This is a genomic window from Shinella sp. AETb1-6, from assembly GCF_009826875.1.
GTDB classification, from domain to species: domain Bacteria; phylum Pseudomonadota; class Alphaproteobacteria; order Rhizobiales; family Rhizobiaceae; genus Shinella; species Shinella sumterensis.
The window spans coordinates 41,777-66,305 of sequence record NZ_WUMM01000004.1; the positions used below are offsets into that span (position 1 = coordinate 41,777).

At 65.6% G+C, this 24,529-nt stretch carries 23 protein-coding genes; 12 read left to right on the top strand and 11 right to left on the bottom strand.

Going from position 1 to position 24,529, the window contains the following annotated elements:
- Positions 1-72: 72 nt before the first annotated feature.
- Genes GR158_RS07960 through GR158_RS07970 form a run of 3 tightly spaced genes read left to right on the top strand, consistent with a single transcriptional unit; the run spans position 73 to position 2,716 of the window.
- Positions 73-1,620 carry a Ppx/GppA phosphatase family protein gene (locus tag GR158_RS07960; protein WP_160870666.1) on the top strand — a complete coding sequence of 516 codons (1,548 nt, stop codon included), beginning with the start codon at positions 73-75 and terminating at the stop codon, positions 1,618-1,620.
- Positions 1,617-2,333 carry an RlmE family RNA methyltransferase gene (locus tag GR158_RS07965; RefSeq protein WP_134648998.1) on the top strand — a complete coding sequence of 239 codons (717 nt, stop codon included), beginning with the start codon at positions 1,617-1,619 and terminating at the stop codon, positions 2,331-2,333. Before GR158_RS07960 ends, GR158_RS07965 begins: the two co-directional genes overlap by 4 nt.
- On the top strand, positions 2,333-2,716 hold the full coding sequence (locus GR158_RS07970; protein ID WP_134648997.1) for a VOC family protein: 384 nt from the start codon (positions 2,333-2,335) through the stop codon (positions 2,714-2,716). Before GR158_RS07965 ends, GR158_RS07970 begins: the two co-directional genes overlap by 1 nt.
- A 5-nt stretch (positions 2,717-2,721) precedes the next feature.
- Here GR158_RS07970 and GR158_RS07975 read toward each other — a convergent pair whose 3' ends face one another.
- Positions 2,722-4,131, bottom strand: coding sequence for a DHA2 family efflux MFS transporter permease subunit (locus tag GR158_RS07975; RefSeq protein ID WP_160870667.1), 1,410 nt, complete (start codon positions 4,129-4,131; stop codon positions 2,722-2,724).
- Positions 4,132-4,370: 239 nt separating this feature from the next.
- Between GR158_RS07975 and GR158_RS07980 the strand changes: the two genes are divergently transcribed.
- The 4 genes from GR158_RS07980 to GR158_RS07995 all read left to right on the top strand — a co-directional run bounded on the left by GR158_RS07980 (position 4,371) and on the right by GR158_RS07995 (position 8,067).
- On the top strand, positions 4,371-5,372 hold the full coding sequence (locus GR158_RS07980; protein WP_160870668.1) for an MBL fold metallo-hydrolase: 1,002 nt from the start codon (positions 4,371-4,373) through the stop codon (positions 5,370-5,372).
- Positions 5,373-5,553: 181 nt separating this feature from the next.
- Positions 5,554-7,050, top strand: a complete 1,497-nt coding sequence (gene guaB, locus GR158_RS07985; protein WP_160870669.1) for an IMP dehydrogenase — start codon at positions 5,554-5,556, stop codon at positions 7,048-7,050.
- A gap of 139 nt (positions 7,051-7,189) precedes the next feature.
- The gene (locus tag GR158_RS07990) at positions 7,190-7,549 is read left to right on the top strand and encodes a hypothetical protein (RefSeq protein ID WP_134648993.1); all 360 of its coding nucleotides are present in this window, start codon (positions 7,190-7,192) and stop codon (positions 7,547-7,549) included.
- Positions 7,550-7,647: 98 nt separating this feature from the next.
- Positions 7,648-8,067, top strand: a complete 420-nt coding sequence (locus tag GR158_RS07995; protein WP_134648992.1) for an MAPEG family protein — start codon at positions 7,648-7,650, stop codon at positions 8,065-8,067.
- Positions 8,068-8,096: 29 nt separating this feature from the next.
- Here GR158_RS07995 and GR158_RS08000 read toward each other — a convergent pair whose 3' ends face one another.
- Positions 8,097-8,669: a GNAT family N-acetyltransferase gene (locus GR158_RS08000; RefSeq protein ID WP_160870670.1), complete on the bottom strand. Its 573-nt coding sequence runs from the start codon at positions 8,667-8,669 to the stop codon at positions 8,097-8,099.
- The gene (locus GR158_RS08005; protein WP_160870671.1) at positions 8,663-9,616 is read right to left on the bottom strand and encodes a LysR substrate-binding domain-containing protein; all 954 of its coding nucleotides are present in this window, start codon (positions 9,614-9,616) and stop codon (positions 8,663-8,665) included. Before GR158_RS08005 ends, GR158_RS08000 begins: the two co-directional genes overlap by 7 nt.
- Before the next feature lie 274 nt (positions 9,617-9,890).
- Between GR158_RS08005 and GR158_RS08010 the strand changes: the two genes are divergently transcribed.
- Both GR158_RS08010 and GR158_RS08015 read left to right on the top strand, forming a co-directional pair.
- Positions 9,891-10,187 (top strand): DUF1127 domain-containing protein, encoded by a 297-nt coding sequence (locus GR158_RS08010; protein WP_160870672.1) that lies wholly within the window; start codon positions 9,891-9,893, stop codon positions 10,185-10,187.
- 267 nt (positions 10,188-10,454) lie between these two features.
- The gene (locus GR158_RS08015) at positions 10,455-12,704 is read left to right on the top strand and encodes a methyl-accepting chemotaxis protein (protein ID WP_160870673.1); all 2,250 of its coding nucleotides are present in this window, start codon (positions 10,455-10,457) and stop codon (positions 12,702-12,704) included.
- A gap of 68 nt (positions 12,705-12,772) precedes the next feature.
- Here the strand turns inward: GR158_RS08015 and GR158_RS08020 are convergent, their stop codons facing one another.
- The 6 genes from GR158_RS08020 to GR158_RS08045 form a co-directional block, all read right to left on the bottom strand.
- A complete protein-coding gene (locus GR158_RS08020) occupies positions 12,773-13,615 on the bottom strand; it encodes a DUF937 domain-containing protein (RefSeq protein WP_160870674.1) in 843 nt (280 codons plus the stop codon).
- Between the two features lie 85 nt (positions 13,616-13,700).
- The gene (locus GR158_RS08025; protein WP_134648986.1) at positions 13,701-15,074 is read right to left on the bottom strand and encodes a glutamate--cysteine ligase; all 1,374 of its coding nucleotides are present in this window, start codon (positions 15,072-15,074) and stop codon (positions 13,701-13,703) included.
- Between the two features lie 136 nt (positions 15,075-15,210).
- Positions 15,211-15,948, bottom strand: a complete 738-nt coding sequence (locus GR158_RS08030; protein WP_160870675.1) for a 16S rRNA (uracil(1498)-N(3))-methyltransferase — start codon at positions 15,946-15,948, stop codon at positions 15,211-15,213.
- Positions 15,949-15,958: 10 nt separating this feature from the next.
- A complete protein-coding gene (locus GR158_RS08035; RefSeq protein WP_160870676.1) occupies positions 15,959-17,461 on the bottom strand; it encodes an inorganic phosphate transporter in 1,503 nt (500 codons plus the stop codon).
- A 71-nt stretch (positions 17,462-17,532) separates the two neighbouring features.
- Positions 17,533-18,045, bottom strand: a complete 513-nt coding sequence (locus GR158_RS08040) for an NUDIX hydrolase (protein ID WP_134649042.1) — start codon at positions 18,043-18,045, stop codon at positions 17,533-17,535.
- 83 nt (positions 18,046-18,128) lie between these two features.
- Entirely contained in the window at positions 18,129-18,923 is a 795-nt protein-coding gene (locus tag GR158_RS08045; protein ID WP_134649041.1) for a FadR/GntR family transcriptional regulator, read from the bottom strand.
- A gap of 141 nt (positions 18,924-19,064) precedes the next feature.
- Here GR158_RS08045 and GR158_RS08050 point away from each other — a divergent pair, with 141 nt between their 5' ends.
- Positions 19,065-20,342 carry a DUF3422 family protein gene (locus tag GR158_RS08050; RefSeq protein WP_160870677.1) on the top strand — a complete coding sequence of 426 codons (1,278 nt, stop codon included), beginning with the start codon at positions 19,065-19,067 and terminating at the stop codon, positions 20,340-20,342.
- A gap of 15 nt (positions 20,343-20,357) precedes the next feature.
- Here GR158_RS08050 and GR158_RS08055 read toward each other — a convergent pair whose 3' ends face one another.
- Together GR158_RS08055 and GR158_RS08060 are read right to left on the bottom strand one after the other, a co-directional pair.
- Positions 20,358-20,867 (bottom strand): hypothetical protein, encoded by a 510-nt coding sequence (locus GR158_RS08055; protein WP_160870678.1) that lies wholly within the window; start codon positions 20,865-20,867, stop codon positions 20,358-20,360.
- A 15-nt stretch (positions 20,868-20,882) separates the two neighbouring features.
- On the bottom strand, positions 20,883-21,779 hold the full coding sequence (locus tag GR158_RS08060; protein ID WP_134648981.1) for a LysR family transcriptional regulator: 897 nt from the start codon (positions 21,777-21,779) through the stop codon (positions 20,883-20,885).
- A gap of 106 nt (positions 21,780-21,885) precedes the next feature.
- Between GR158_RS08060 and GR158_RS08065 the strand changes: the two genes are divergently transcribed.
- Complete coding sequence (locus GR158_RS08065) at positions 21,886-23,322, top strand: FAD-linked oxidase C-terminal domain-containing protein (protein WP_160870679.1); 1,437 nt, start codon at positions 21,886-21,888, stop codon at positions 23,320-23,322.
- Positions 23,319-24,518, top strand: a complete 1,200-nt coding sequence (locus GR158_RS08070; RefSeq protein WP_160870680.1) for an FAD-binding protein — start codon at positions 23,319-23,321, stop codon at positions 24,516-24,518. Before GR158_RS08065 ends, GR158_RS08070 begins: the two co-directional genes overlap by 4 nt.
- Positions 24,519-24,529: the final 11 nt, after the last annotated feature.

Sequence of the window (24,529 nt, forward strand, 5' to 3'; positions counted from 1 at the left end):
GTCGCCCCAACGAAGATCGAGAGAGCGCCTGCTTGCAGCTTCAAGGCTTTGCGCGGCGCCATAGGCAGTAACGTGAACGACCCCGACAGCGGCGAAAAGCCGTCCGTTTCCGGGGCGCGAGTTGCGGGTGATGCGGGGCGACCGAAGCGGTCGCGCCGTCGCAAGGGAAAGCAGAAGGGCGCCACAGCTCCCTCTGTCGCCTCCCTGTCCGCAGGCCAGGTGGACGGTTCGACCGGAACCGCCGAGCGCCCCCAGTCCGCCCCCGGTGGCAGCAGCAATGCGCGCCGCAACAAGCGCCGCAGGCACGGCAAGGTCGCCGGTGGCGAGAATGTGCGTCCGCTTGTCCCGGTGGGGCAGAGCGAATCGCCGCATCCCGACGAGCGCCATGCCGAAGGCCGGCGAAACCGCCGCAAGCATCGCGGAAAGAAGGCCTCCGCGCGTGTATCGCAGCCGGTGCCCGGCAGCGCCGTCGTGCAGCCGGCCGCGCAGGCCTTCATCGAGCAACGCCCTGCCACCACGCACGAGCCGCGGCGCGATACGGCTTTTGCAACCCGTGGCGGCGAGCGTGACGGCTTCGAGATGCCGCTTTATGCGGCCCTCGACCTCGGCACCAACAATTGCCGGCTTCTCATTGCCCAGCCCACGCGGCCCGGGCAGTTCCGCGTCGTGGATGCCTTCTCGCGCATCGTGCGGCTCGGGGAAGGGCTGGGCGCGAGCGGGCGGCTTTCCGAGGAGGCGATGGATCGCTCCGTCGAGGCGCTCAAGGTCTGCGCCACCAAGCTGAAGAGCCGCAATATCCGCCGCGCGCGCCTCATCGCCACCGAGGCCTGCCGTTCGGCCGAAAACGGCGAGGTCTTCCTCGTGCGGGTGAAGGAAGAGACCGGCCTCGATCTTGAAATCATCAACCGCGAGACCGAGGCGCGGCTTGCGGTCTCGGGCTGCTCGTCGCTTGTCGGGCGCGAGGCGAAGTCCGTCGTGCTGTTCGATATCGGTGGCGGTTCGTCGGAAATCGCCGTCATCCGCATCGGCGAAAACCGGTCCAGCCGGCTTGCAAATCACATCACGCACTGGACCTCGCTGCCCGTCGGCGTCGTCACGCTCTCCGAGCGTCATGGCGGGCGCGACGTGACGCCGGAAAGCTTCCAGGGCATGGTCTCGGAGGTCGAGGGCATGCTGGCGAAATTCGATTGCCCCGGCGATATCGTGCATGCGCCGGAGGATTTCCATCTCATCGGCACCTCGGGTACGGTGACGACGCTGGCCGGCGTGCACCTCGATCTGCCGCGTTACGACCGCCGCCGTGTCGATGGCGTGTGGCTTTCGGACGATGAGGTCACGGCCATGCAGGCGCGGCTGCTCTCCTGGGATTTCAACGCGCGCGCCGCCAATCCCTGCATCGGGCCCGACCGGGCCGATCTCGTTCTCGCCGGCTGCGCGATCCTCGAGGCGATCCGCAAGCGCTGGCCGTCGCGGCGCATGCGCGTGGCCGACCGCGGCTTGCGGGAAGGCCTGCTCACCGACATGATGGCCGACGACGGCGTGTGGCGCCGCGGTCGCCATCGCCGCAATCATCGCGCCGGCCCGCGCAATCCGGCAAAGCCCGAAGGACAGGCATCATGACAAAGCCCCCTATCGGCCGAAAGATCGGCCAGAAGGTCAAGAAGGGCAAGCTGAAGGCCTCTTCGCGCCGCTGGCTGGAGCGCCATATCAATGATCCCTATGTGCAGCGCGCCAAGCTGGAGGGCTATCGCGCCCGTGCGGCCTTCAAGCTGCTGGAGATCGACGAGAAGCACAACATTCTGGGAGGTGCCCGTCGCATCATCGACCTTGGCGCCGCGCCGGGCAGCTGGTCGCAGATCGCCGCCAAGGTGACGAATTCCACCGATGCCGATCCGCGCGTCGCGGCAATCGACTTCCTGGAGATGGATCCGCTGCCGGGCGTGCGCATCCTGCAGATGGACTTTCTCGATCCCGATGCCCCGCGGCAGCTTATCGAGGCGGTCGGCGGCACGCCGAACCTCGTCATTTCAGACATGGCGGCGCCCACGACCGGCCACCGCCAGACGGACCATCTGCGCACCATGCATCTGTGCGAGGTCGCGGCCTATTTCGCCGTCGAGGTGCTGGCAGAGGGCGGTCACTTCCTGGCCAAGACGTTCCAGGGCGGCACGGAGCGCGACCTGCTCAACATGCTCAAGCAGAATTTCCGGCAGGTCATCCATGTGAAGCCGGGCGCCTCGCGCGCCGAATCGGTGGAAATGTTCCTGCTTGCGAAGGGCTTCAAGGGCCGCAAGGCGCCTGAAACGAGCGACGCGGCCGAAGCGGACGCCTGATGCTTCTCTACACCACCGTCGGCACGAATGATCTCGAACGGGCCGGCCGCTTCTACGACGCCATCCTGCCGCTCATCGGCTATGGCAGGCAGAAGGAGGCGCAAGGCGAGATCGGCTATGGGGCGGATGGCGACGTGCGCTGCCGCTTCTGGGTGGTGGAGCCGTTCAACCGCGAGCCGGCGACCTATGGCAACGGCGCCACCATTGCCTTCGAGGCGCCGGACCGGGCTTCGGTGGATGCCTTCCACGCGGCCGCGCTCGCGGCAGGCGGCACGGATGAGGGCGCACCGGGACTTCGGCCGTTCCACGCCAGCTTCTATGCGGCCTTCGTGCGCGATCCCGATGGCAACAAGCTCGTCGCCGTGTGCGAAAAACCTGTCTGAGCGCGCTACTTCACGCCCACCGTTTCCTCTTCCACCGCTTTCAGCTTGTGACCGGAGACGGATTCCCCGGCATTCTTAGCCATGGAAATGAACGGTAGCACCGCCAGCAGCGTCAGCCCGGCAATGATCATGAAGGCAATCTGGAAGTCTGCGAGTTCGAGCGGCGAGCCGGTGAGGGTCGTCTCGATTTCCAGAATGGCGCCGGCGACCGCAACGCCCATGGCAAGGCTGATCTGCTGGATGACCGCGCTCATCGACGTGGCCTTGCTCGCATCCGCATCCGCGATGTCGGCGAAGGAGAGCGCATTCACGCTGGTGAAGAACAGCGAGCGGGCGAGCCCGGCGATGAGCAGAACGCCGGCCATGAACCAGAACGGGGTGGCCGGCGTGAACAGCCCGTTGGCGAAGGTCAGCGCCGCGCCGCAGATGCTGGCGACGATGAGCGTCGTGCGGAAGCCGGCATAGACCAGCACGCGCTTTGCCATGAACTTGGTGGTGATCGCGCCGATCGCGCCGGTGAAGGTGACGAGGCCGGATTCGAAGGGTGTCAGCCCGAAGCCCACCTGCAGCATCAGCGGCATGAGGAAGGGCACCGCGCCGACGGAGATGCGAAACAGCGTGCCACCGATGGCGGCGGCGCGAAACGCGCTGTCGCGGAAGAGCCTGAGGTCGAGCAACGGTGCTGGATGATGGCGCGCATGGAGCACATAGAGCACGCCGCAGACGATGCCGGCGATGGTGGCGGCGATGCCGATGATGGGTGGCAGGGCGGGCAGGCTCACCACGGAAAGGCCGAAGATCGTGCCGGAGGCCGCGATCGCGCTGAGCAGGAAGCCGATCCAGTCGAGCGGCGGTGGCGGTGTCGCCTCGACCTCGGGCAGGTAGATGCCCGACAGCACATAGCCGATGATGCCGACCGGCAGGTTGATCAGGAAGATCCAGTGCCAGGTGAAATAGGTGGTGATGAAGCCGCCGAGCGGCGGGCCGGCGAGCGGCCCCACCAGTGCGGGGATGGTCAGCAGCGCCATGGCCGAGACCAGTTCGGAGCGTGAGGTGCTGCGCACCAGGACGAGGCGCGCCACCGGCGTCATCATCGCCCCGCCCATGCCCTGCAGGAAGCGCGCGACGACGAAGGACAGCAGGCTGCCGGAGATCGCGCAGAGGATGGAGCCTGCGACGAACACCAGGATGGCGAGGCGGAAGACGCGCTTGGCCCCGAACCGGTCCGCCATCCATCCGCTCAGGGGAATGAAGGTGGCGAGCGACACCATGTAGGCGGTGAGCGCGAGCTTGAGCGTGATCGGCCCCACGCCGAGATCGGCGGCGATGGCCGGCAGCGAGGTGGAGATGACGGTGGAATCCATCTGCTCCATGAAGAGCGCGACGGCAAGGATAAGCGGAACGATACGGTTCATCGGTATGTCGCGTGCGAGGTCCCGGGCGGACCCGGCGGGCAGGGCGGCGGCTGTGCATCTGGAGTGCCAAGCCGAAACATCCGGCAATATCTGCGCCTCGTACTGCGTTCTGTCAAATCGCAGGCGGCCGCGCGCAGGCATCACAAGCGCGTGATAGGGCGGGACCGGAATGTGAGAGCGCCCTAGCTTTCGCCGTGGCATTCTTGCCCAGGCCCTTCATGCATGAAAGAGGAACAACCATGGGAAATCCTTCGACCATCTCGCGCCGGACGCTGTTCCTGGCCGCAGGTGTGGGTACGCTGGCCGCACCCGTGCTGCTCGGCCGGGCAGCCGCAACCGCACAGACCAAGACCGCAGAAGAGGCGACCGACATGCGTGTGAGCCCGCTCCAGGCGCGAAGCCTCAAGCTCGGCAGCTTCCGTATCCTCACGGTGCGCGACGGCATACGCCCGTCCGGCGCGCCCAACGAGACCTTCGGCACCGATCAGTCCGCTGATGCGGTCGGCACGCTGCTCACCGAAAACTTCCTGCCCGCCGACAGCTTCGCCAACAGCTTCACCCCCGCATTGGTCGATACCGGCTCCGAGGTGGTGCTGTTCGACACCGGCATGGGCGAGGGCGGGCGCGAAGCCGGCATGGGCCGCCTTCTCGAAGGCCTCAAATATGCGGGCTACACGCCCGATCAGGTGTCGGTGGTCGTGATCACCCATATGCACGGCGACCATATCGGCGGGCTTCTGGAGGGCGGCAAGCCGGCGTTCCCCAATGCGCGTTATGTCACGGGCCGAACCGAATACGATTTCTGGGTCAATCCGGAGCGGATGGGCACGCCGGCCGAACAGGGCCATCAGGGCGTTCTCGCGAAGGTGCAGCCTTTGGCCGAAAAGCTCACCTTCATCGAGAACGAGGGCGAGGTCGTGCCCGGGATCACCGGCCTCGATGCCTTCGGCCATTCGCCGGGCCACATGATCTTCCGCGTGGAATCGGAGGGCAAGGCGCTGATGCTCACCGCCGACACGGCCAACCATTATGTGCTTTCGTTGCAGCGGCCGACCTGGGAAGTCCGTTTCGACATGGACAAGGCGGCGGCCGCCGCGACCCGCAAGAAGGTCTTCGACATGATCGCGACCGACCGACTTCCCTTCATCGGCTATCACATGCCGTTTCCGGCCGTCGGTTTCGTCGAGACGGTGGGCGAGGGCTATCGCTTCGTGCCGGCGAGCTACCAGTTCGACATCTGAGCGACACCTTCGGGATACGCGCAATGCCCGGAAGCGATTCCGGGCATTTTGCTATTTGCAATCCGTCATGAACGTGTTACCAGCCCTCGCCAACTTCCAAGAATTTCTTGCAAGCGACCGAGGCGGACAACTCCCAATGTTCCCCTTGGTGCGTAAGCTTTACCCTGAAGGAACTTGGCCCATGGCGCGCATCATTGAAACGGCAACCGGTCTCGAAGCCCTGACCTTCGACGACGTCCTTCTGCAACCCGGTCACTCCGAGGTCATGCCGGGCCAGACGAATATCGCCACCCGCATCGCCCACGATTTCGAACTCAACCTGCCCATTCTTTCCTCCGCGATGGACACGGTCACGGAAAGCCGTCTCGCCATTGCCATGGCGCAGGCCGGCGGTCTCGGCGTCATCCACCGCAACCTGACGCCCGCCGAGCAGGCCGAGGAGGTCCGCCAGGTCAAGAAGTTCGAAAGCGGCATGGTCGTCAATCCGGTCACGATCGGCCCCGACGCCACGCTGGCCGAGGCGCTGTCGCTGATGAAGGCGCACGGCATTTCCGGCATCCCGGTCGTCGAGAACGGCGGCAACGGCAAGGCCGGCCGCCTCGTCGGCATCCTGACGAACCGCGACGTGCGCTTCGCTTCCGATCCGGCCCAGAAGATCTACGAACTGATGACCCGTGAGAACCTGATCACGGTCAAGGAAACGGTCGACCAGCAGGAAGCCAAGCGCCTCCTGCACCGCCACCGCATCGAGAAGCTGCTGGTGGTCGATGGCGACGGCCGCTGCGTCGGCCTCATCACCGTCAAGGACATGGAGAAGTCGCAGCTCAACCCGAATGCCTCGAAGGACTCGCAGGGCCGCCTGCGCGCCGCCGCCGCCATCTCGGTCGGCGACGACGGCTTCGAACGCGCCGAGCGCCTGATCGATGCCGGCATCGACCTCATCGTCGTCGATACCGCGCATGGTCATTCGCAGCGCGTGCTCGATGCCGTCGGCCGCGTGAAGAAGCTCTCGAATTCCGTGCGCATCATGGCCGGCAATGTCGCGACATCAGACGGCACCAAGGCGCTGATCGATGTCGGTGCGGATGCCGTCAAGGTCGGTATCGGCCCGGGCTCGATCTGCACCACGCGCATCGTCGCCGGCGTCGGCGTGCCGCAGCTCGCGGCCATCATGTCGTCGGTCGAGGCCGCGCAGGCCCAGGGCATCCCCGTCATCGCCGATGGCGGCATCAAGTTCTCCGGCGACCTCGCCAAGGCCATCGCCGCCGGCGCCTCGGCCGTCATGGTCGGCTCGCTGCTGGCCGGCACGGATGAAAGCCCGGGCGAAGTGTTCCTGTACCAGGGCCGCTCCTTCAAGGCCTATCGTGGCATGGGCTCGGTCGGCGCCATGGCGCGCGGCTCCGCGGACCGTTACTTCCAGGCGGAAGTGCGCGATACGCTGAAGCTCGTGCCCGAGGGCATCGAGGGCCAGGTGCCCTACAAGGGTCCGGTCTCCGGCGTTCTGCATCAGCTCGCCGGCGGCCTGAAGGCTTCCATGGGCTATGTCGGCGGCAAGGACCTGAAGGAATATCAGGAGCGCGCCACCTTCGTGCGCATCTCCGGCGCTGGCCTGCGCGAAAGCCACGCGCATGACGTGACGATCACCCGCGAGAGCCCGAATTACCCGGGCGCGGTCTGATCCGCACGTTCAGACGCCAGAATGAGAATGCCCGGCTTCGCCGGGCATTTTCGTATTTGACGCCGTTCTTCCTTTCCGTTCCTGCATGTATGCGCATAGGATGAAATAGCGGCAATCTCGCTGCTCCTCGGGGGACATCATGAAAACAATTCTGGCTGGCGTGCTTCTCGGCCTTGCGCTGGGCGCGCCCGTTCACGCGCAAACCGTCAATGCCGGCACCTACAATGTCGAGGGCACGAACCTCGACGGCTCGGCCTATAGCGGCACGGCGACGATCACGCTGACGAGCGAGACGACCTGCGCCATCGAATGGAACACCGGTGCCGTCACGTCGAACGGCATCTGCATGCTCTACGACAATGCATTTGCCGCCGCCTATGTGCTGGAAGACGCGGTCGGGCTCATCGTCTACGAGGTGAAGGCCGACGGCTCGCTCGAAGGCGCCTGGACGATCAGCGGCAAGGACGGTTCCGGTTCGGAGACCCTGACGCCCCAGTAGGATCATGCTTTCGGCTTGTCGGATCGGCCGCTGCGGGTTGAGGCCCTGGCCATAACCGCCTATGAACGCGGGACGATACGACAAGCCAAAGGATTTTCATGTCTCCCACGGAAGCCACCATCTGGCCGATGATCGCGCATGTCGCGCTCGTCTTCGCGCTCTATGTCCTGCTCTCCTCGCGCCGCATCGGCGCCGTGCGCAATGGTACCGCCCGTGCGGAGCAGTTCCGCGAAAACCGGGAGGAGCCGGCCGAAAGCCTCACCGTCAAGAACGCCATCGCCAACCAGTTCGAACTGCCGGTCCTCTTCTACGCCGTCAGCATCCTTCTCTATCTGGTCGATGCCGACAATCCGGTGACGGTGGCGGGCGGCTGGCTGTTCGTGGCCCTGCGCTATGCCCATGCCTGGGTGCATGTCACGAGCAACCGCCTGCGCTACCGTCGGCCGCTGTTCATTGCCGGCCTTTTCGTCCTGATGGCCCTGTGGGCGTGGCTCGGTATCTGGCTCGCCTTCACCTGATACAGGCGGCGCCGGTCCCGGCGCCGTCTTCAGGCGCTGACGTCCAGCCGCATCGCGCACCGCGTGTCGCGCGAAAGCCCGTCGGCATCCTCGCGGTCCATGAGTTCGAGCAGGCGCGGCGAGAGTTCGCCGTCCTCCAGAATGCGGAAGCCGAGACGCTCGTAAAACGGGCAGTTCCACGGAATGGTGCGGAAGGTCGTGAGCGTCACCGCCTCGAGACCACGCGCCGCGGCATGTTCGATGGCGTGTTCGATCAGCCTGCGGCCAAGGCCGAAGCCCTGATGAAGGTGGCCCACCGAGACCTCGCAGATATGAAGGTCGCTGTCGACGATTTCCGCGCTCAGGAAACCGAGCGGCCGGTCGCCGTCGTCCGCCGCCACCCAGTTGGTGCCGGCGGCGGTCAGCCTGCGATGCGTTTCGGCACTCTGCACATCCCCGACCGAAAGCCATGAGAAGGCTTCGATCAGCCGGAAGGCCTGCGCGGCCGACCGTTCGATCTGGCAGAGCGTTTCCGCCTCGTCGTCGCGCGCGAGCCGGGTGGTGACACCGGTCGGCCCGTTCTTGACGAGAGGGGCGCCATCAAGCGGAAGCTGCGTTACCATCCGGGCAGGATCTGTCCCGGCCGATGCCGCGGAAGGCGCGGAAACACTTTGACTTCGGCATCCGTGAGGTCTTCGGCGGCGGCCAGTGGCGTGATGTTGTCGAGGCACGCTGTAATATGGCTGGTAATGGCGTTGGACAGCGACGGCGACAGGCCCGGCCGGCGCATGATGCCGATCTGCACCGGCGCGAGAGACGGAAAGCCGTCCGCCTGCGTCAGCACCTTCATGCCCGGGCGCAGCGCCGATTCCGGCAAGACCGACACGGCCATGCCGGCCATGACGGCGGCGGCGACGACGGTCGACGACCAGCTGGTGAACAGGACCTGGTAGTCACGGCCCACCGAATCGAGCGCCCCGCAGGCGATCTGCCGCCACTGGCAGTCGCGCCGCCCCACGGCAAGTGGCACGGGCGCGTTTTCCGGCAGCGGATGGTTCGCCGACATCACCCAGCAGAGCGGCTCGGTGCGCACGACGTCGGAATGGCGCTGGCGCGGATTGTGAGTGACGAGCGCAATGTCGAGCTCGCCCTTCGCCATCTTCTCGGCCAGGTCCACCGAGGGCTCGCAGACGATGTAAAGCTCGACATTCGGATGCGTCTTGGCGAACCGCATGATGATCTCGGGCATGTAGCGGTCGGCATAGTCGTCGGGCGTGCCGATGCGCAGCATGCCTTCCAGCCGGTTGTCATCGAAGGCGGCGATGGCCTCGTTGTTGAGGCGCAGCATCCGCCGGGCATAGTTGAGCAGGCGTTCGCCCTCCGCCGTCAGCCGGTTGCCGCGGCCATCCTTCATAAAGAGCTGCTTGCCGATGCGCTCCTCCAGGCGGCGCATCTGCATGGAGACGGCCGACTGGGTCTTGAACACCCGCTCGGCGGCGCGTGTGAAGCTCCCGGTATCTGCGATCGAGACGAAGGTCTGCAGCTGGTCAATGTCGAGCGGAGCGGACATGGATAAACTCATCAGATTGTTTGATTGATACTATTAGAAACATTCGTTGGACTGATCAATGGGATTCTGCGAAAAAGCAATTGTTGAACGATTGCTCCGTCCGCCGGGCCTTCGTTCGGCAGATATGCCGCTCGCTTCGACCTCCCGCGGGCGTCCCTTATGAGACCGAGACCCCGAACCGCCGTCCGATCCCCTGCGGATGGCGAACGATCATTGGCGTCCTGCGAAACCCCATCGAAGATGATGGACCGCTGCGCCGGAAAGGAGAAGTGCCATGCGCATGATCGACCGTAATTTTGAAATTGAGACGACTGCAGCACGCCGCCCGGTCCCGACCTTCTTGGCGCGTGTCCGCACGGCCGTCTTCGGATTTTTCCGCGCCTGGCGCAATCACCGCATGGTCAACCGGCTCAACGAGCTCGACGACCACCAGCTTCTGGACATGGGGCTGCGCCGCAGTGATGTGCACGCCGTGCGGGCTGCTTCGTTCTTCTCCGATGCCGGCCTGCACCTGACGCTTGCCTCGCGCGAACGCGCCCGCCGTCACCTGCGCGCCGGCCGCCTGGACTGATTTCTCCCGGCCACGCCCTCTTTCGCGAGGGCGCCGCCAGACTTCCCCGCAGGGTGAGAGCCAATAACCCTGCTGCTTGCCCGGCGTGCGACTCCCAAGGTCCGCGCCGGGCTTTTTCATGTCCTCGGCCCGGAGATCGGCTTTACCTAAAGTAAACCACACTTGGATACCGTCTGCGCAGCAGTCGTGGAGCGCTCCACGGGCATGATGCCGCCTGCCCTCCGGATGAACCGGGTCACCGCCTCGTTTTCTATTGGACGGATCGTCATGCGGATTTCCCGGAAACTGCCCCTTGCCGCGGCCGTGCTCACGCTGCTTTCCATCGGCGCCGCAAGTGCGGTCTCACTGATCGTCAGCGCCGAAACGGTGACGGACCAGGTCATGCAGAAGCTGGAGGCGACGGCGGACGGCCGGCGCAACGAAGCCCGCGCCTATCTGGAGGGCATGAAGCTCGACCTCATCAGCATGGCGAGCGCCATGCCGACCACGCAGGCCTTCTACGGGTTCGCCGGTGCTTGGGGGGCGCTGGGCGCGGAGCCCTCGAAGGAGCTGCACAAGCGCTACATCGCCGACAATCCGAACCCGCCGTCCGAGCGCTACCTGCTCGATACCGCCAAGAAGGACAATTTCGACCGGTCGCACAAGCAGTATCACGCGACCTTCCGCAAGCATCTCGAATCGCTCGGCTATGCGGATATCTACATGATCGACCCCAAGGGCAACGTGCTTTATTCGGTGGCCAAGGCTGAGGATTTCGGCACGAACCTCGCTGACGGCCCCTACAAGGACAGCGGTCTGGCGCTGGCCTTCACCCAGGCCATGGCGCTCAAGGAACCGGGGTCGGCCGTCTTTTCCGACTTCGCCGAATATGCGGCCCTCGGCGGCGCGCCGGCAGCGTTTCTGGCAGCGCCCATCACCATGAACGGCCGCACGCTCGGCATCATGGCGATCCGCGTGCCGAACGCCAAGCTCGACACGATCTTCGCCAACAGCAAGGGCCTCGGCGAAACCGGGGAAACCGTGCTCGTGCGCGCTGACGGCATGGTGCTCACGGATGCCCCCCGCACGCCCGAATACGATGCGCTGAAGGTTCGCCTCGACATCACGAACCTGCCCGTCGGCAGCGAAACCCACGGCACGATCACCGATGCGACGGGGACGGAACTGTTTGCCGCCGCGGCACCGCTGTCCTTCGGCAGTGCCGAATGGTCCGTCGTGGCGAAGATCAGCCGGGCGGAGGCGACCGCCGGCCTGATGCGCGGCACGCTCATCGTGCTCGGCGTCACCGCCGCCATCATCGCGCTTGCCATCCTCGCGGCCACGATCTTCTCGCGCGCCCTGACGCGCCCCATCCACCAGCTCGTCAAGGCGATGACGGCGCTTGCGGCCGGCAACACGCAGATCGACCTGCCGAAGGAAGGCCGCGCCGACGAGATCGGCGACATGGTGCGCTCCGTCGCCGTCTTCCGCACCGCCGCGCTGGAAAAGGACGCGCTCGAACGGTCGACCGCCGAAGCGCGCGCCTCGTCCGCCCGCGAACAGGCGGCGCAGGAGGCGGCCAAGGCCGCCCAGCAGCGCGAGGTTCAGGAAGCCGTCGCCACACTCGGTGCGGCGCTGGAGCGCCTGTCGGTCGGGGACCTCTCGACCGTCATCGACCGTACGTTCGCGGACGGGCTGGATGAGTTGCGCGCCGATTTCAACACCTCGGTCCGCCGCCTTGCGGAAACCATTGCCGCCGTCTCCTCCAGCGCGCGCTCGATCGACGGCAAGGTCGTGCATGTCGATGCCGCCGCCCGCGACATCGCCGAGCGCACGGAAAGCCAGGTGGCAGCACTGGAGCGTACCTCCGGCGCCGTGGGCCAGATGATGGAGGCCATTCGCAATTCCACCGAGCGCGCCGACGAAGCATCGCGCATGGCGACGGACGCCAAGCGCAGCACGGACCTGTCGAGCGGCGTCGTCACCGATGCGGTGGCCGCCATGGAGCGGATCGAGGGCGCCTCGCGCGAGATCTCCAGCATCATCAACGTCATCGACGAGATCGCCTTCCAGACGAACCTGCTGGCGCTCAATGCCGGCGTGGAAGCGGCGCGCGCGGGTGAGGCCGGCAAGGGCTTCGCCGTCGTGGCGCAGGAGGTGCGCGAACTCGCCCAGCGCTCGGCCAATGCCGCCAAGGACATCAAGGCGCTCATCACCAAATCCGGCACGGAAGTCGCGAAAGGCGTCGATCTCGTGCAGCAGGCCGGGTCGGCCCTTTCGGGCATCGCCGAGCAGGTCACCCGCATCAGCGACCACATCCACTCGATCGCCGCCGCCGCCAACCAGCAATCGTCCAGCCTCGGCGATATCAGCCGGTCGATGAACGAGATGGAGCAGGTCACGGCGCAGAACCGTCAGGCGGTTTCCGAGACCGCGGCGGGCATGTCCGGCCTCGCCGGCGATACGCGCGCGCTGGCCGCCATCGTCGAACGCTTCAACCTGCCCGCCGATGCGGCGCGGACGCGGGCTGCGGCGTAAGGTTCGCGGTGAAGGTCGGGGCGGGGCCGAGAGCTGCCGCCCCTTACTTCAGGGCAGCCTCAAGCCCGTCAGGCCTTGCTGCTCTCGCTGTCCATGCCGTTGCGCATCGTCTCGAAGATCGCCTCGACGTTGCGCTGGTAGTCCTTCTGCATTTCCAGCCCGGTATCGAACATCGTGCCGACGAGCGACTTGAGCGCATCGGCCGGGGCAGCGTTCGGTTCCTGCGGTTTCTCGCTTGCCGCGGGCTGGCCCGCCATTCCGGCCATCATGTCCTGGAAAGCTTTCGCAAAGGGATTGTCGGTGAAGGGATTGGCGGCAGGCGCTTCCTTCTTCGTGCCGAAGAACTCCTGCGCGGCCTGCGTGAAGGGATTGTCGAAGGGGTTCGCCGGCTCGGGTTTCTTCGCGAGGCCTGAGGCTTCGGCCCATTGCTGCATCATGTCGGCGAAGGGGTTGGCGGGCGCGGCGCCGGCCGGCGCGCCGGGAAAGAACGGGGCGAAGGACTGCTTGAAGAGGCCGCCCATCAGCGTGCTGGCCATGACCGGCAGCATCTGCTTGTAGATTTCCTGCCCGATGCCGGTCATCTGCGCGGCCTGCGCGGCGATGGCGCGCGACACGTCCTTGTTGCCGAAGAGGTGGCCGAGGATCCCGTTGCCCTCGGCAAGGCCCTGCGGCGTGAAGGCCTTGGAGACGTCCTCGAAATACTTGGCGTGCTCGCCCGTAGTCAGCGCCTTCATGAAGGCGGCCATGTCGTAGGGGTTTGCGGCGTTGCGCTTGAAGCCCTCGGAAAAGGCCGGCATCAGCGCGGCGACGGCCTTCGCCGCCTGCTCCTGCGCAAGCCCGAACTGCCGCGCCATGATCTCCACCGCGTTGCCGTTCTGGGCCTGCATGATCATGTCGTAGAGCGATTGCATCGGCGAGACCCTTCCCCTGGCAGGCGTGTATGCGCCTTGAGTATAATGGGAATTTCCGCCGCGCAAACCGCTTTCTGGCGTGATGTCAGTACTGGTACTCGCTGAAGACCGGCTCGACGGAGCCGTTCCAGCGGCCATGGTAGAGCGCCAGCATGTCTTCGGCGAGCGTCGCCTTCTTGGCCAGCACTTCGTCGAGCGGTGCGAGGAACACGCTTTCGTCGACGCCATCGCCATTCAGGCGTGCGCGCGCGACAAGTCCCTGGCGGGCGATGGCGAGGACCTCGCGGGCGACATCGAAGAGCGGCTTGCCGCGGAATTCGGCGCGCAGCCCCTGCGCCGGCACCGCGTCGCGCAGCGCCGAGACTTCCTCGAAGGTCCAGTCGCGGGTCAGCGCCTCGGCGGCGTCGAGCGCGCCGTCGTCATAAAGCAGACCCACCCAGAAGGCGGGCAGCGCACAGATGCGACGCCACGGGCCGCCATCGGCGCCGCGCATTTCCAGGAACCGCTTGAGGCGCACATCGGGAAACAGCGTGGAGAGGTGGTTCGTCCAGTCGCCGAAATTCGGCTCGTAATCCGCGACCTCGCCCTTCAGCGCACCCGCCATGAACTGGCGGAACGTGACATGCGTGCAGTCGTGGTACTTGCCGTCGCGGACGATAAAATACATCGGCACGTCGAGCGCCCAGGTCACATAGTCCTCGAAGCCGAAATCCGGCGCGAAGGCGAAGGGAATGAGCCCGGCGCGGTTGTTGTCCGTGTCGCGCCAGATATTGCCACGCCAGGACAGGAGCCCGTTCGGCTTGCCGTCGGTGAAGGGCGAGGAGGCGAAGAGCGCGGTCGCGAGCGATTGCAGCTTCAGCGACACCTGCATCTTGCGGCGCATGTCGGCTTCGGAGGAAAAATCGAGGTTCACCTGGATCGTGCAGGTACGGTACATCATGTCCAGGCCCTGGCTGCCGACCTTCGGCATGTAGCGGGTCATGATGTCGTAGCGGCTCTTGGGCATGCGCGGCGTTTCGGCAAACGACCATTTCGGGCTGCCGCCCATGCCGAGGAAGCGGATGCCGAGCGGTTCGGCGATCTCGCGCAACGTGGCGAGATGCTGGTTTGATTCCTTGCAGGTCTGGTGCAGGTTTTCAAGCGGCGCGCCCGACAGCTCGAACTGGCCGCCCGGCTCCAGCGAGATCGCGCCCATGCCCGAGGGTTCCGCAAGGCCGATGATGTTGCCGGCATCCATGATCGGCTCCCAGTCGGTCTTGGCCTGCATGCCGTTGAGCAGTGCGGAAATGCTCGCATCGCCGAAATAGGGAACGGGGCTGTTGTCGGCCGTAAAGAAGACGAATTTCTCGTGCTCGGTGCCGATGCGGAACTTCTCCTTCGGCTTGTTGCCGGCGGCGAGATAGTCCGCCATTTCCGCAACGGTGCGGATCGGCGTCTGGTCGGTGGTGTCACGGGCCATGGGCGTCTTCTTCTGAACGGATATGCCCGGCAGAACCGCAGGGCCTTGGGAGGGTGCTTGAACCGGAATTAAATGCGGTGCAAGCGAATTCCTTTCAAGGCAGATTCAAAAAAACCAATTCGACTTTCGAGGAAAATCATTCCCAGTCGCCGATGGTCGCCTGGATCACGGCCATCGCCGCGACGGCCGCGGTATCGGCGCGCAGGATCCGCGGGCCGAGCGGAATGGGCGTCACGAAATCCAGCCCCCGCAGCAGCGTGCGTTCCTCGTCCGAAAACCCGCCTTCGGGGCCGACCAAAAGGGCGAGCTTGCGCTCCTTGATGTCACGCAGGACGGCCAAGGGGTTCTGGCTGCCATGCCCCTCGTCGCAGAAGATGATACGGCGGTCCCTCGGCCAGTCGGAGATGAGATCGTCCAGCTTGCGGGGGGCAGCAACGCGTGGGATGGCCAGGATGCCGCATTGTTCGGCGGCCTCCACGGCATTCGCCTCCAGCCGCTCGAGATTGGTGATCTTGCCCTGCACGTGCTGGGTCATCACCGGCTGAAGCACGCCGGCGCCCATTTCCACCGCCTTCTGCACGAGATAGTCCAGCCGCCCGACCTTGAGCGGCGCGAACAGGTAATGCAGGTCGCAAGGGGCGGGCTGCGGGCGCGTCTGTTCGACGGGGGTCAGCACGAGGCGCTTGCGGGTGGGGAAGGACAGCGTGGCGCGCCATTCCCCGTCCCGCCCGTTGAACAGCAGCACCGCGTCGTCTTCGCCCATGCGCAGCACGTTCGTCAGGTAATGAAAATGGTCCTTGGAGGCTTCGAACGGCTGGTCCGCCGCAAGCGCATCGTTCACGAAGAGGCGCTGCATCCGGTAATTGGCACGCATGATCGGTCTCTCAGCTGAACACGGCGTTGAGGGCGAGGAAGACGAGTGCGGACAGCACCGCCGAGATCGGCAGCGTCACGATCCAGGCGGAGACGATCGTCATGAAGTGGGAGCGCCGAACCAGATAGCGGCGGCGTGTCTCGTCGGGATTGGCGGGTGGCTCTTCGGGTGCGATGCCGTTGCCGCGGCTGCGGATATAGTCGATGCGGCGCTGCGAATTGCGGGTGTACCATTCGCGAAACAGGCCGACCCCGAAGACGGCGCCGACGGCGATATGCGTCGAGGAGACCGGAATGGCGAAGGCCGATGCCGTCAGCACCGCCACGGCGGAGGAGAGCGCCACGCAGAAGGCGCGCATCGGGTTGAGCTTGGTGATCTCGCTGCCGACGATGCGGATGAGGCGCGGACCGAACAGCAGCAGGCCGAGCGAGATGCCGAAGGCGCCGATGACCATCACCCAGAGCGGAATGCCGGTATTTCCCGAACCACTGCTTTCACGTAACGCCACGACGACGCCGTAGAGCGGACCGACCGCATTCGACACGTCGTTGGCGCCGTGAGCAAAGGACAGCAAGGCCGCCGAACAGATCAGCGGCAGACGAAACAGCGTGCGCAGAGACTGGTTGCGGTTGTCCAGTCCTTCCGCGTGCCGGCGCACGATCGGGCGCGTGACGAAATAGGTCAGCACGCCCACAGCCAGGCCGACCAGCAGGGCTGTGCCGAACGGCATATGATAGAAACCATTTGTGCCGCCGGTGGCGAGAAACGCCGAGAAAGCGCCGGCCATGATGGCGACGAGAACGGGAACCCAGGTCTTTGCCGCCGCGATCTTGTCCTCGCGGTAGATGATCGTTTCCTTGATGAAGAACAGGAACAGCGCGGCAATCACGCCGCCCAGGATCGGTGAGACGGTCCAACTGATGACGATGAGCCCCATCGCGTCCCACTGCACGCTGTGCAGGCCGCTTGCCGCGGCACCCGCGCCGATGACGCCGCCGATGATGGCGTGCGTGGTGGAGATCGGTGCATTGGCGAGGGTCGCGATGTTGATCCAGATCGCGGCCGAGACGAGCGAGGCCATCATTGCCCAGGCAAAGACCTCGGGGCTGGGGAAGTTCGCGCGGTCGAGAATGCCGGAGGCGACGGTCTCGGCAACGCCGCGACCGGCCAGAAGCGCGCCCGCGATCTCGAACACGGCTGCAATCGCCAGCGCGCCGCCCATACTTATAGCGCGGGCGCCCACCGCCGCCCCCACATTGTTCGTCACGTCGTTGGCGCCGATGTTCATGGCCATGTAGGCGGCCAGCGCGGCGGTGACGGCGATGACGAGAACGCCGGGCGTGCCGGTGGCGAATGTATGGGCGATGGCCATCGTCAGGAGCAGGAAGACCAGTGAAATTCCCGCACCCGTCCAGGAGCGCAGCACGAAATGCGTGGCCTGTTCGGTGAGGGTGAGTTTTTCCAGGTCCTTGTCCAGCGTCGGCTTGCGAAGCTGGACTTGAGAATTGGCCATTCATGCTGCTCCAGTTTTGCCGAGAGGCAGTAACGCCTCAAGGCATAGGCGGCAATATGGCGGAGGCCGTGTCAGGCGCCGGTCGTGCCGTTTTTTGCGATCGGGGGAAGCCCGGAGAGGATTTTCTGCTCGAAGGCGAGGAAGAGCTTCTTCAAGCCCGGCTCCTGAACGCGGTTGGCCGCCTCGGCACAATCGACCCATTCGGCGCGCCGCTGGTTCTTTTCCGGGAAATTCTTGCAGATGTCGTCTACGGCCAGCGCGAAGACGCGCACCCGGCAATCGACCTTCAGCCCTTCAGGCAGGCCCTTCATGTAATGATAGTCGCCGATCGCCTCGTCCGCGATCACCCCCTTGACGCCGGCCTCTTCCCAGGCTTCACGCGCTGCCGCTGCGGCGGCGCTCTTGCCGTCCATCGGCCAGCCCTTCGGTATGACCCAGCGCCCGGTATCGCGGCTGGTGATCAGCAGCACTTCGACCGCCGAGCGCTTCTTTTTCAGCCGGTAGCACAGCGCGCCATACTGTTCCCGGACGGGCCTGCGGAACATGAGCTGGACGTCGCTTGCGATGCGGCTGAGAATGTTCAAGGTCTTTTTCATTCCTCGTGTCGGGACGTGCGTGTCGAGTCGCTTTGTGACATATCTTGCTTGCGCGCAGATTGCAGCGCAAGTCAGGCTTTTGCGGGAAGATTGCGCTTTTGCATGCGCAGCTGGGAAATACGTTGCCATTCGCCGCTGCGTTCGGCGTCGCGGATAGCGACGGCAATATAGTCCATATGCGCCTGAGCGGCATTTCGTGCCGCGTTTCCGTCACGGGCCATGATGGCGGCGTAGATCGCCTCGTGCTGCGCGAGAAGGTGTTCGCGGGCTTCCTGCGAGGAGAAAACGAGATGGCGATGGAAAAAGATCCCCTGCGCCAGCAGCCGGTAGCAGGAGCGCAGCGTGTGCAGGAGCACGATGTTGTGCGCCGCCTCGCCGATGGCGTTGTGCAGCTCGACATCCGTCTCCAGTTCGTCGTCGAAGGAGCCGCCGGCGTGGGCGTCCCGCATCGCATCCATGATGCGGGTCAGCATCTGGCGGTCATAGTCCGTCGCCCGGCGGGCGGCGAGTTCGGCGGTGATGCCCTCCAGCTCGCGCCGGTATTCGATATAGTCGCCGGTCGCGCGCTGGTGACGGGCGATGAGGTCCACGACAGCCGGCGAGAAAACCTGGCCGATGATATCGGCGACATAGGTGCCGCCGCCGTGCTGGCTGATGAGCAGGCCTCGGGTTTCCAGCGCCTTCAGCGCCTCGCGCAGGATCGGCCGGGAGACGTCGAGGCGCTTGGAAAGTTCGCGCTCGCCCGGCAGCCTGTCGCCATCGCGCAGCACGCCTTCCAGCAGCAAAAGCTCGATCTGCCGCACGACCTCGTCGGCGGTGCGGTCATGGCTGATGGGGGCAAAGAGGTCGAACGCGGTTTCGGTCACGGCGCGATAGTACCAACCGACACGGAAACTGGTCAACAAACTTGTCCAATCCTCATCGTTGGCCTGCGTCAATGCGCCTCATCACCGGCGCCCTGACATTTGTTAAGAAAGATCTGTTGCACATGAGGGGAAGGTGCAGACATGGCAAAGGGCAGCTTCGCCTTTCCGCAGGCGACAATGCGTGCGCAGGCTCTTGGCGAGATCCATGCACGGCCGTATGCGCTCGTGCCGTCGCCGCGCGTCATTTTCCAGCTTGCATTCCTGACCGAGGGCGGCTCGGCCGTCGATCACGCCGTGATGGGCGAGTTGTCGCGTTCGCGCGGGGTCTCGCCGCCCGGCCGCGATTCCAACCACCACGCGCTGAGCTGGGGGCAGGGCACGCTGCGCTGGGAGCGGCACACCGAGTTCTCGACCTATTTCTGGGATGCGCCGGCGCCGGAGACCTTCGGCGGCGAGGTGCCCGTCCACCCGTTCGGCGACAGCTTTTCGCCGCCCGGCACGCTGATATCGGGCATTCGCCTGGAGATCCGCCCGGATTCGCCGGAAACGCGGGCGGCGATCGCCACCTTCGATCCCACCAGCCTCTGTTATAGCGAGATCAAGAACGGCCAGGGCGTCATCGTCACGGATTTCCGCCAGAACGGCGACGGACTGACGCCGATCCTCGTCGTCGACAAGGGCATGACGGAAGCCGGGCGCGGCGCGCTCGTCCAGCGCCTGCTCGATATCGAGACCTACCGCACGCTCGCCATGATGGGCCTGCCGCTCGCCCAGTCGCTGTCCCCGGAAATCCGTCGCATCGAGGACGGGCTGACGGGCATCACCAATGCGATGAAGCAGCACGCCCGCGACAAGGCCGACGCGCTTCTCTCCGAGATCACGCGCCTTGCCGCGGAACTGGAGGCGAATGCCGCGCTCAGCCTCTACCGGTTCGGCGCCAGCCGCGCCTATTACGGCATCGTGCAGGAGCGCATCCGCACACTCGCGGAAACCGCCGTGCCCGGCTATGAGACGCTCGGCTTCTTCCTGGAGCGTCGCCTGGCGCCCGCCATGCGCACCTGCCAGTCCGTCGAGGAGCGGCAGGCCAACCTGTCGCGCAAGCTTGCCCGCGCCACCGCGCTGTTGCGCAGCTGGATCGACGTGGAGCTGGAACAGCTCAACACGTCGCTGCTGAATTCCATGGATCGCCGCGCACGGTTGCAGCTTCGCCTGCAGCAGACCGTCGAGGGCCTCTCGGTGGCGGCGATCTCCTATTACGTCGTCGGTCTCTTCGGCTATGTCGCCAAGGCGGCGCACGGGCTTGGCGTGCCGGTGAAGCCGGAAACGGCGACCGGCATCGCGGTGCCTTTCGTCATCATCGGCATGTGGCTTCTCGTCCGCGCGATCCGCAACCGGCATGCCGAGGAAGACAAGCACTGAGACGATTGCGCCGGCTCAGGTGGAGAGGTCGCACATATAGCGCGGCACACCATCGATGACGGAAAAGCCGGTCTGCCATCCGAGGCCCGACTCGTCCTGCGCGGTCAGTTTCGTCTGCGCGGCCTCGCCCCGCGCCTTGAAGGTCTCTTCCGCCTGCTTCACCGCGCCTGCCGGGAAAATCACGGCGTGGGAGCTGAAGCCGCTTTCGAGTGCCGTGATGAAGACCTCGATTTCCTGCACGGGCACGCCGCGCCAGGTGCCGCCGCTTACCGGCAGGGTGATGTGCAGGTACTCGTCGACGGGCGCGACGGTCGGCGGACCGAAGACCGTCTCGTAGCCGGCCGGAATGACGATGTCGCCTTCCTTGCGGGCAAAGGCGTAGCTCGATTGAAGCAGCGTCGCGAGCCCGTCGCTGTAGTCGCAGGCGTCGTCGAAGCCTTCGAGCAGCGGATCGAGCGGCGCGGCGAGCGCCGGGGAGGCCATGAGCCCGAAGGCAAGTGCGAGCATGCTCAGTCTGCCAGTCATGTCTTCCTCCTTTGGTCAATGTTCCCAATAGGGCGTGGAACCATAGAGTTCGGCGAGATAGTCGATGAACAGCCGCACCTTGATCGGCAGGAATTGCCGGCTGGGATAGACGGCGGACAGGACCACGTTGCGCGAGCCTTCATATTGCGGCAGCACCTGCACGAGCCCGCCATCCTTCAGCGCCGGCCCCACATCCCAGCTTGAGCGCAGCGCAATTCCCATGCCGGAAAACACCGCCTCGCGCACCACCTCGCTGGAATTGGTGTAGAGCGGCCCCTGCGGCCGGAAGCTAACGCTGCCCTCCGGACCTTCGAGCCGCCAGAGGTCCTGCGTGTGCGGCGGCAGGCAGACATGCGCGGCGAGGTCGGCAAGTGTCGCGGGCATGCCGTGCCGGGCGATGTAGTCGGGCGAGGCGCAGAGCACGCGCCGGACCGGCGCAAGCCGCCGCGCGACCAGCGAGGAATCGGAAAGTTCCCCGATGCGGATCGCCAGGTCGAAACCGTCGCCGACGATGTCGGAGAAGTCGTCCGTCAGCACGAGATTGACGATCAGTTCCGGATAGGCATCCATGAAGCCCTTCAGATGCGGCGCGATATGCAGGCGGCCGAAGGATGTCGGGGCGGAAAGGCGCAGCGTCCCGCGCACCGCACCCGACCGGCCGGACACGAAGGCTTCCGCCTCCTCGATGCCGGCGAGAATGCCGACGATGCGCTCGTAGAAGCCCTGTCCTGCCTCCGTCAGCGAGATCTGCCGCGTGGTGCGCTGGAAGAGGCGGGTGCCGAGGCGCTCCTCCAGTCTTTTCACGCGCTTGGATACGACGGCTGGGGAAAGACCCAATGCCCGCCCCGCTGCCGACATACTTCCCATGGAGATGACGCGAGAGAAGATTTCGAGATCGCCGAGATTGGTCATTCCGTCGCGCCCATTGTTTCCGTAGCGGATAAAATGCTTATCATTTGCACCGGCTGAGAGAAAGTGGTAAAGAAAACAGACCACTTGTGGATTGGGGAGGCAAAATATGGATCAGATCGCGTTTCTGGAGCCGCGCCCGGCGGTTCTTTCGCGCCGGCGTGAAATCGTCGCCGATCTCCTCGATCTCCTGCCCGAAGGCTGTCTCGTGCATGAGCCGCGTGAACTCGTTCCCTTCGAGACGGACGCCTTCGTGTCCTATCGCCGCCTGCCGCTCGCCGTCGCCCTTCCCGAGACCACGCAGCAGGTCGCCGCGGTGCTGAAATACTGTCATCGTTACGGCGTGCCGGTCGTGCCGCGCGGCGCGGGCACCTCGCTTGCCGGCGGTGCGATCCCGCAGGAGGATGCCGTGGTCATCGGCCTTTCCAAGATGGCGCAGATCCTGGAGGTCGATTTCGCCAACCGCACCGCGACCGTCCAGGCCGGCGTCACCAATCTTGCGATATCCGATGCCGTCTCCGCCGACGGCTATTTCTACGCGCCCGATCCGAGCTCGCAGCTCGCCTGCACCATCGGCGGCAATATCGGCATGAATTCCGGCGGCGCGCATTGCCTGAAATACGGCGTGACGACCAACAACCTGCTCGGCGTCAAGCTCGTGCTGATCGACGGGACGATCGTCGATCTCGGCGGCAAGGCGCTCGATGCGGGCGGCCTCGATCTTCTCGGCGTCGTCTGCGGCGGCGAGGGGCAGCTTGGCATCGTCACCGAGGCGACCGTGCGCCTCGTCGCCCGGCCGGAAGGCGCGCGTCCCGTCCTCTTCGGCTTTGACTCATCGGAAGAGGCCGGCGCCTGTGTGGCCGATGTCATCGGCGCCGGCATCATCCCCGTCGCCATCGAATTCATGGACAAGCCGGCCATCGAGATCTGCGAAGCCTTCGCGCAGGCCGGCTATCCCATGGATGTCGAGGCGCTGCTTATCGTGGAGGTCGAGGGCTCCGAGGCGGAAATGGACGCCATGCTCGCCAGCATCATCGAGATTGCCGGCCGCCATGGCGTCAAGGTCGTGAAGGAATGCCAGTCCGCGACCGAGGCGGCGCTCATCTGGAAGGGCCGCAAGTCGGCCTTCGGCGCAACGGGCCGCATCGCCGATTATATCTGCATGGACGGCACCGTGCCGCTCAGCCAGCTGCCGCATGTCCTGCGCGGCACGGCCGAGATCGTCGCGAAACACGGCCTGCGCGTCGCCAATGTCTTCCATGCCGGCGACGGCAACATGCACCCGCTCATCCTCTTCAACGCCAATGATCCCGACGATGCCGCGCGGGCGGAAGCCGCCGGCAACGAAATCCTGAAACTGTGCGTGGATGCCGGTGGCTGTCTGACCGGCGAGCACGGCGTCGGCATCGAGAAGCGCGACCTGATGCGCCACCAGTACAGCGAGGCCGATCTCGCCCAGCAGATGGCCGTCCGCGCCGCCTTCGATGCGCAATGGCTGCTCAATCCCTCCAAGGTCTTCCCGCTCGAAGGGCGCCCCGCCGCATGACACCGATCCATGAACCGCTCTCCGAAGAGGCCGCAGCGCGCCTCGTCATGATCGCCGGCCTGTCCGCCACGCCGTTCTCCATTTCCGGTGGCGGCACGCGCAGCCTGCTGCCGGCCGCCGATGGCGCCGAGCAACTGTCGACGCGCGGCCTCAACGGCATCGTCGCCTATAATCCCGCCGAGATGACCATGACGGCGCGGGCGGGAACGCCGCTTGAAAAGGTCGAAGCAGCCCTTGCCGAAAACCGCCAGATGCTGGCGTTCGAGCCGGTGGACCTGCGCGGCGTGCTCGGCTCATCTGGCATTCCCACCATCGGCGGCGTCTTTGCGACCAACGCCTCCGGCCCACGGCGCTTCGTGGCGGGTGCTGCGCGCGACAGCCTGCTCGGCGTGCGCTTCGTCAACGGCAAGGGCGAGATCGTGAAGGCCGGCGGCCGCGTGATGAAGAACGTCACGGGCCTCGATCTCGCAAAGCTGCTTGCCGGATCGCACGGTTCGCTCGCGCTCCTGACGGAAGTCACCTTCCGGGTCCTGCCGATGCCGGAAACTGCCGTCACCATCGTCATCTCGGGTCTCAACGACGCCGAGGCCACGGCGGCGATGGCGACCGCCATGGCCCTGCCGGTCGAAGTCTCCGGTGCCGCGCATCTGCCCGAAAGCGTGCGGGGCCGGTTTGCCGGCGGCGCGCTGCCGGAGGGAGCGGCGACCGTGCTTCGGCTCGAAGGCCTTGCCGCCTCCGTTTCGGTCCGGGCGCAGAAGCTCGCCGATGCCATGGCCGGCTTCGGTGCGGTCTCGCAATGCGATGCCGGTCTGACACAGCGCCTCTGGCGCGAAATTCGCGATGCCGCGCCCTATGCGGATGGCACGTCGCGCCCGCTCTGGCGGGTTTCCGTTGCGCCCACGGCCGGCCAGCAGCTTGTCGCGGCCCTGCGCCTCGAAGCCGGTGTCGATGCCTTTTACGACTGGCAGGGCGGTCTCGTCTGGCTGCGCATGGAAAGCGACCCGGAAGCAGCCTTGCTGCGCCGCTATATCAAGGCCGTCGGCGGGGGCCATGCCACTTTGCTGCGCGCCCGGCCGGAGGTGCTTTCCACGACGGAAATCTTCCAGCCGCAAACCGACGCCGTCACCGCCCTCCAGACCGCCGTGAAGGCAAGTTTCGATCCGGGCGGGCTTTTCAGATCCCGCATGATCGGCTGACAGGACACCCG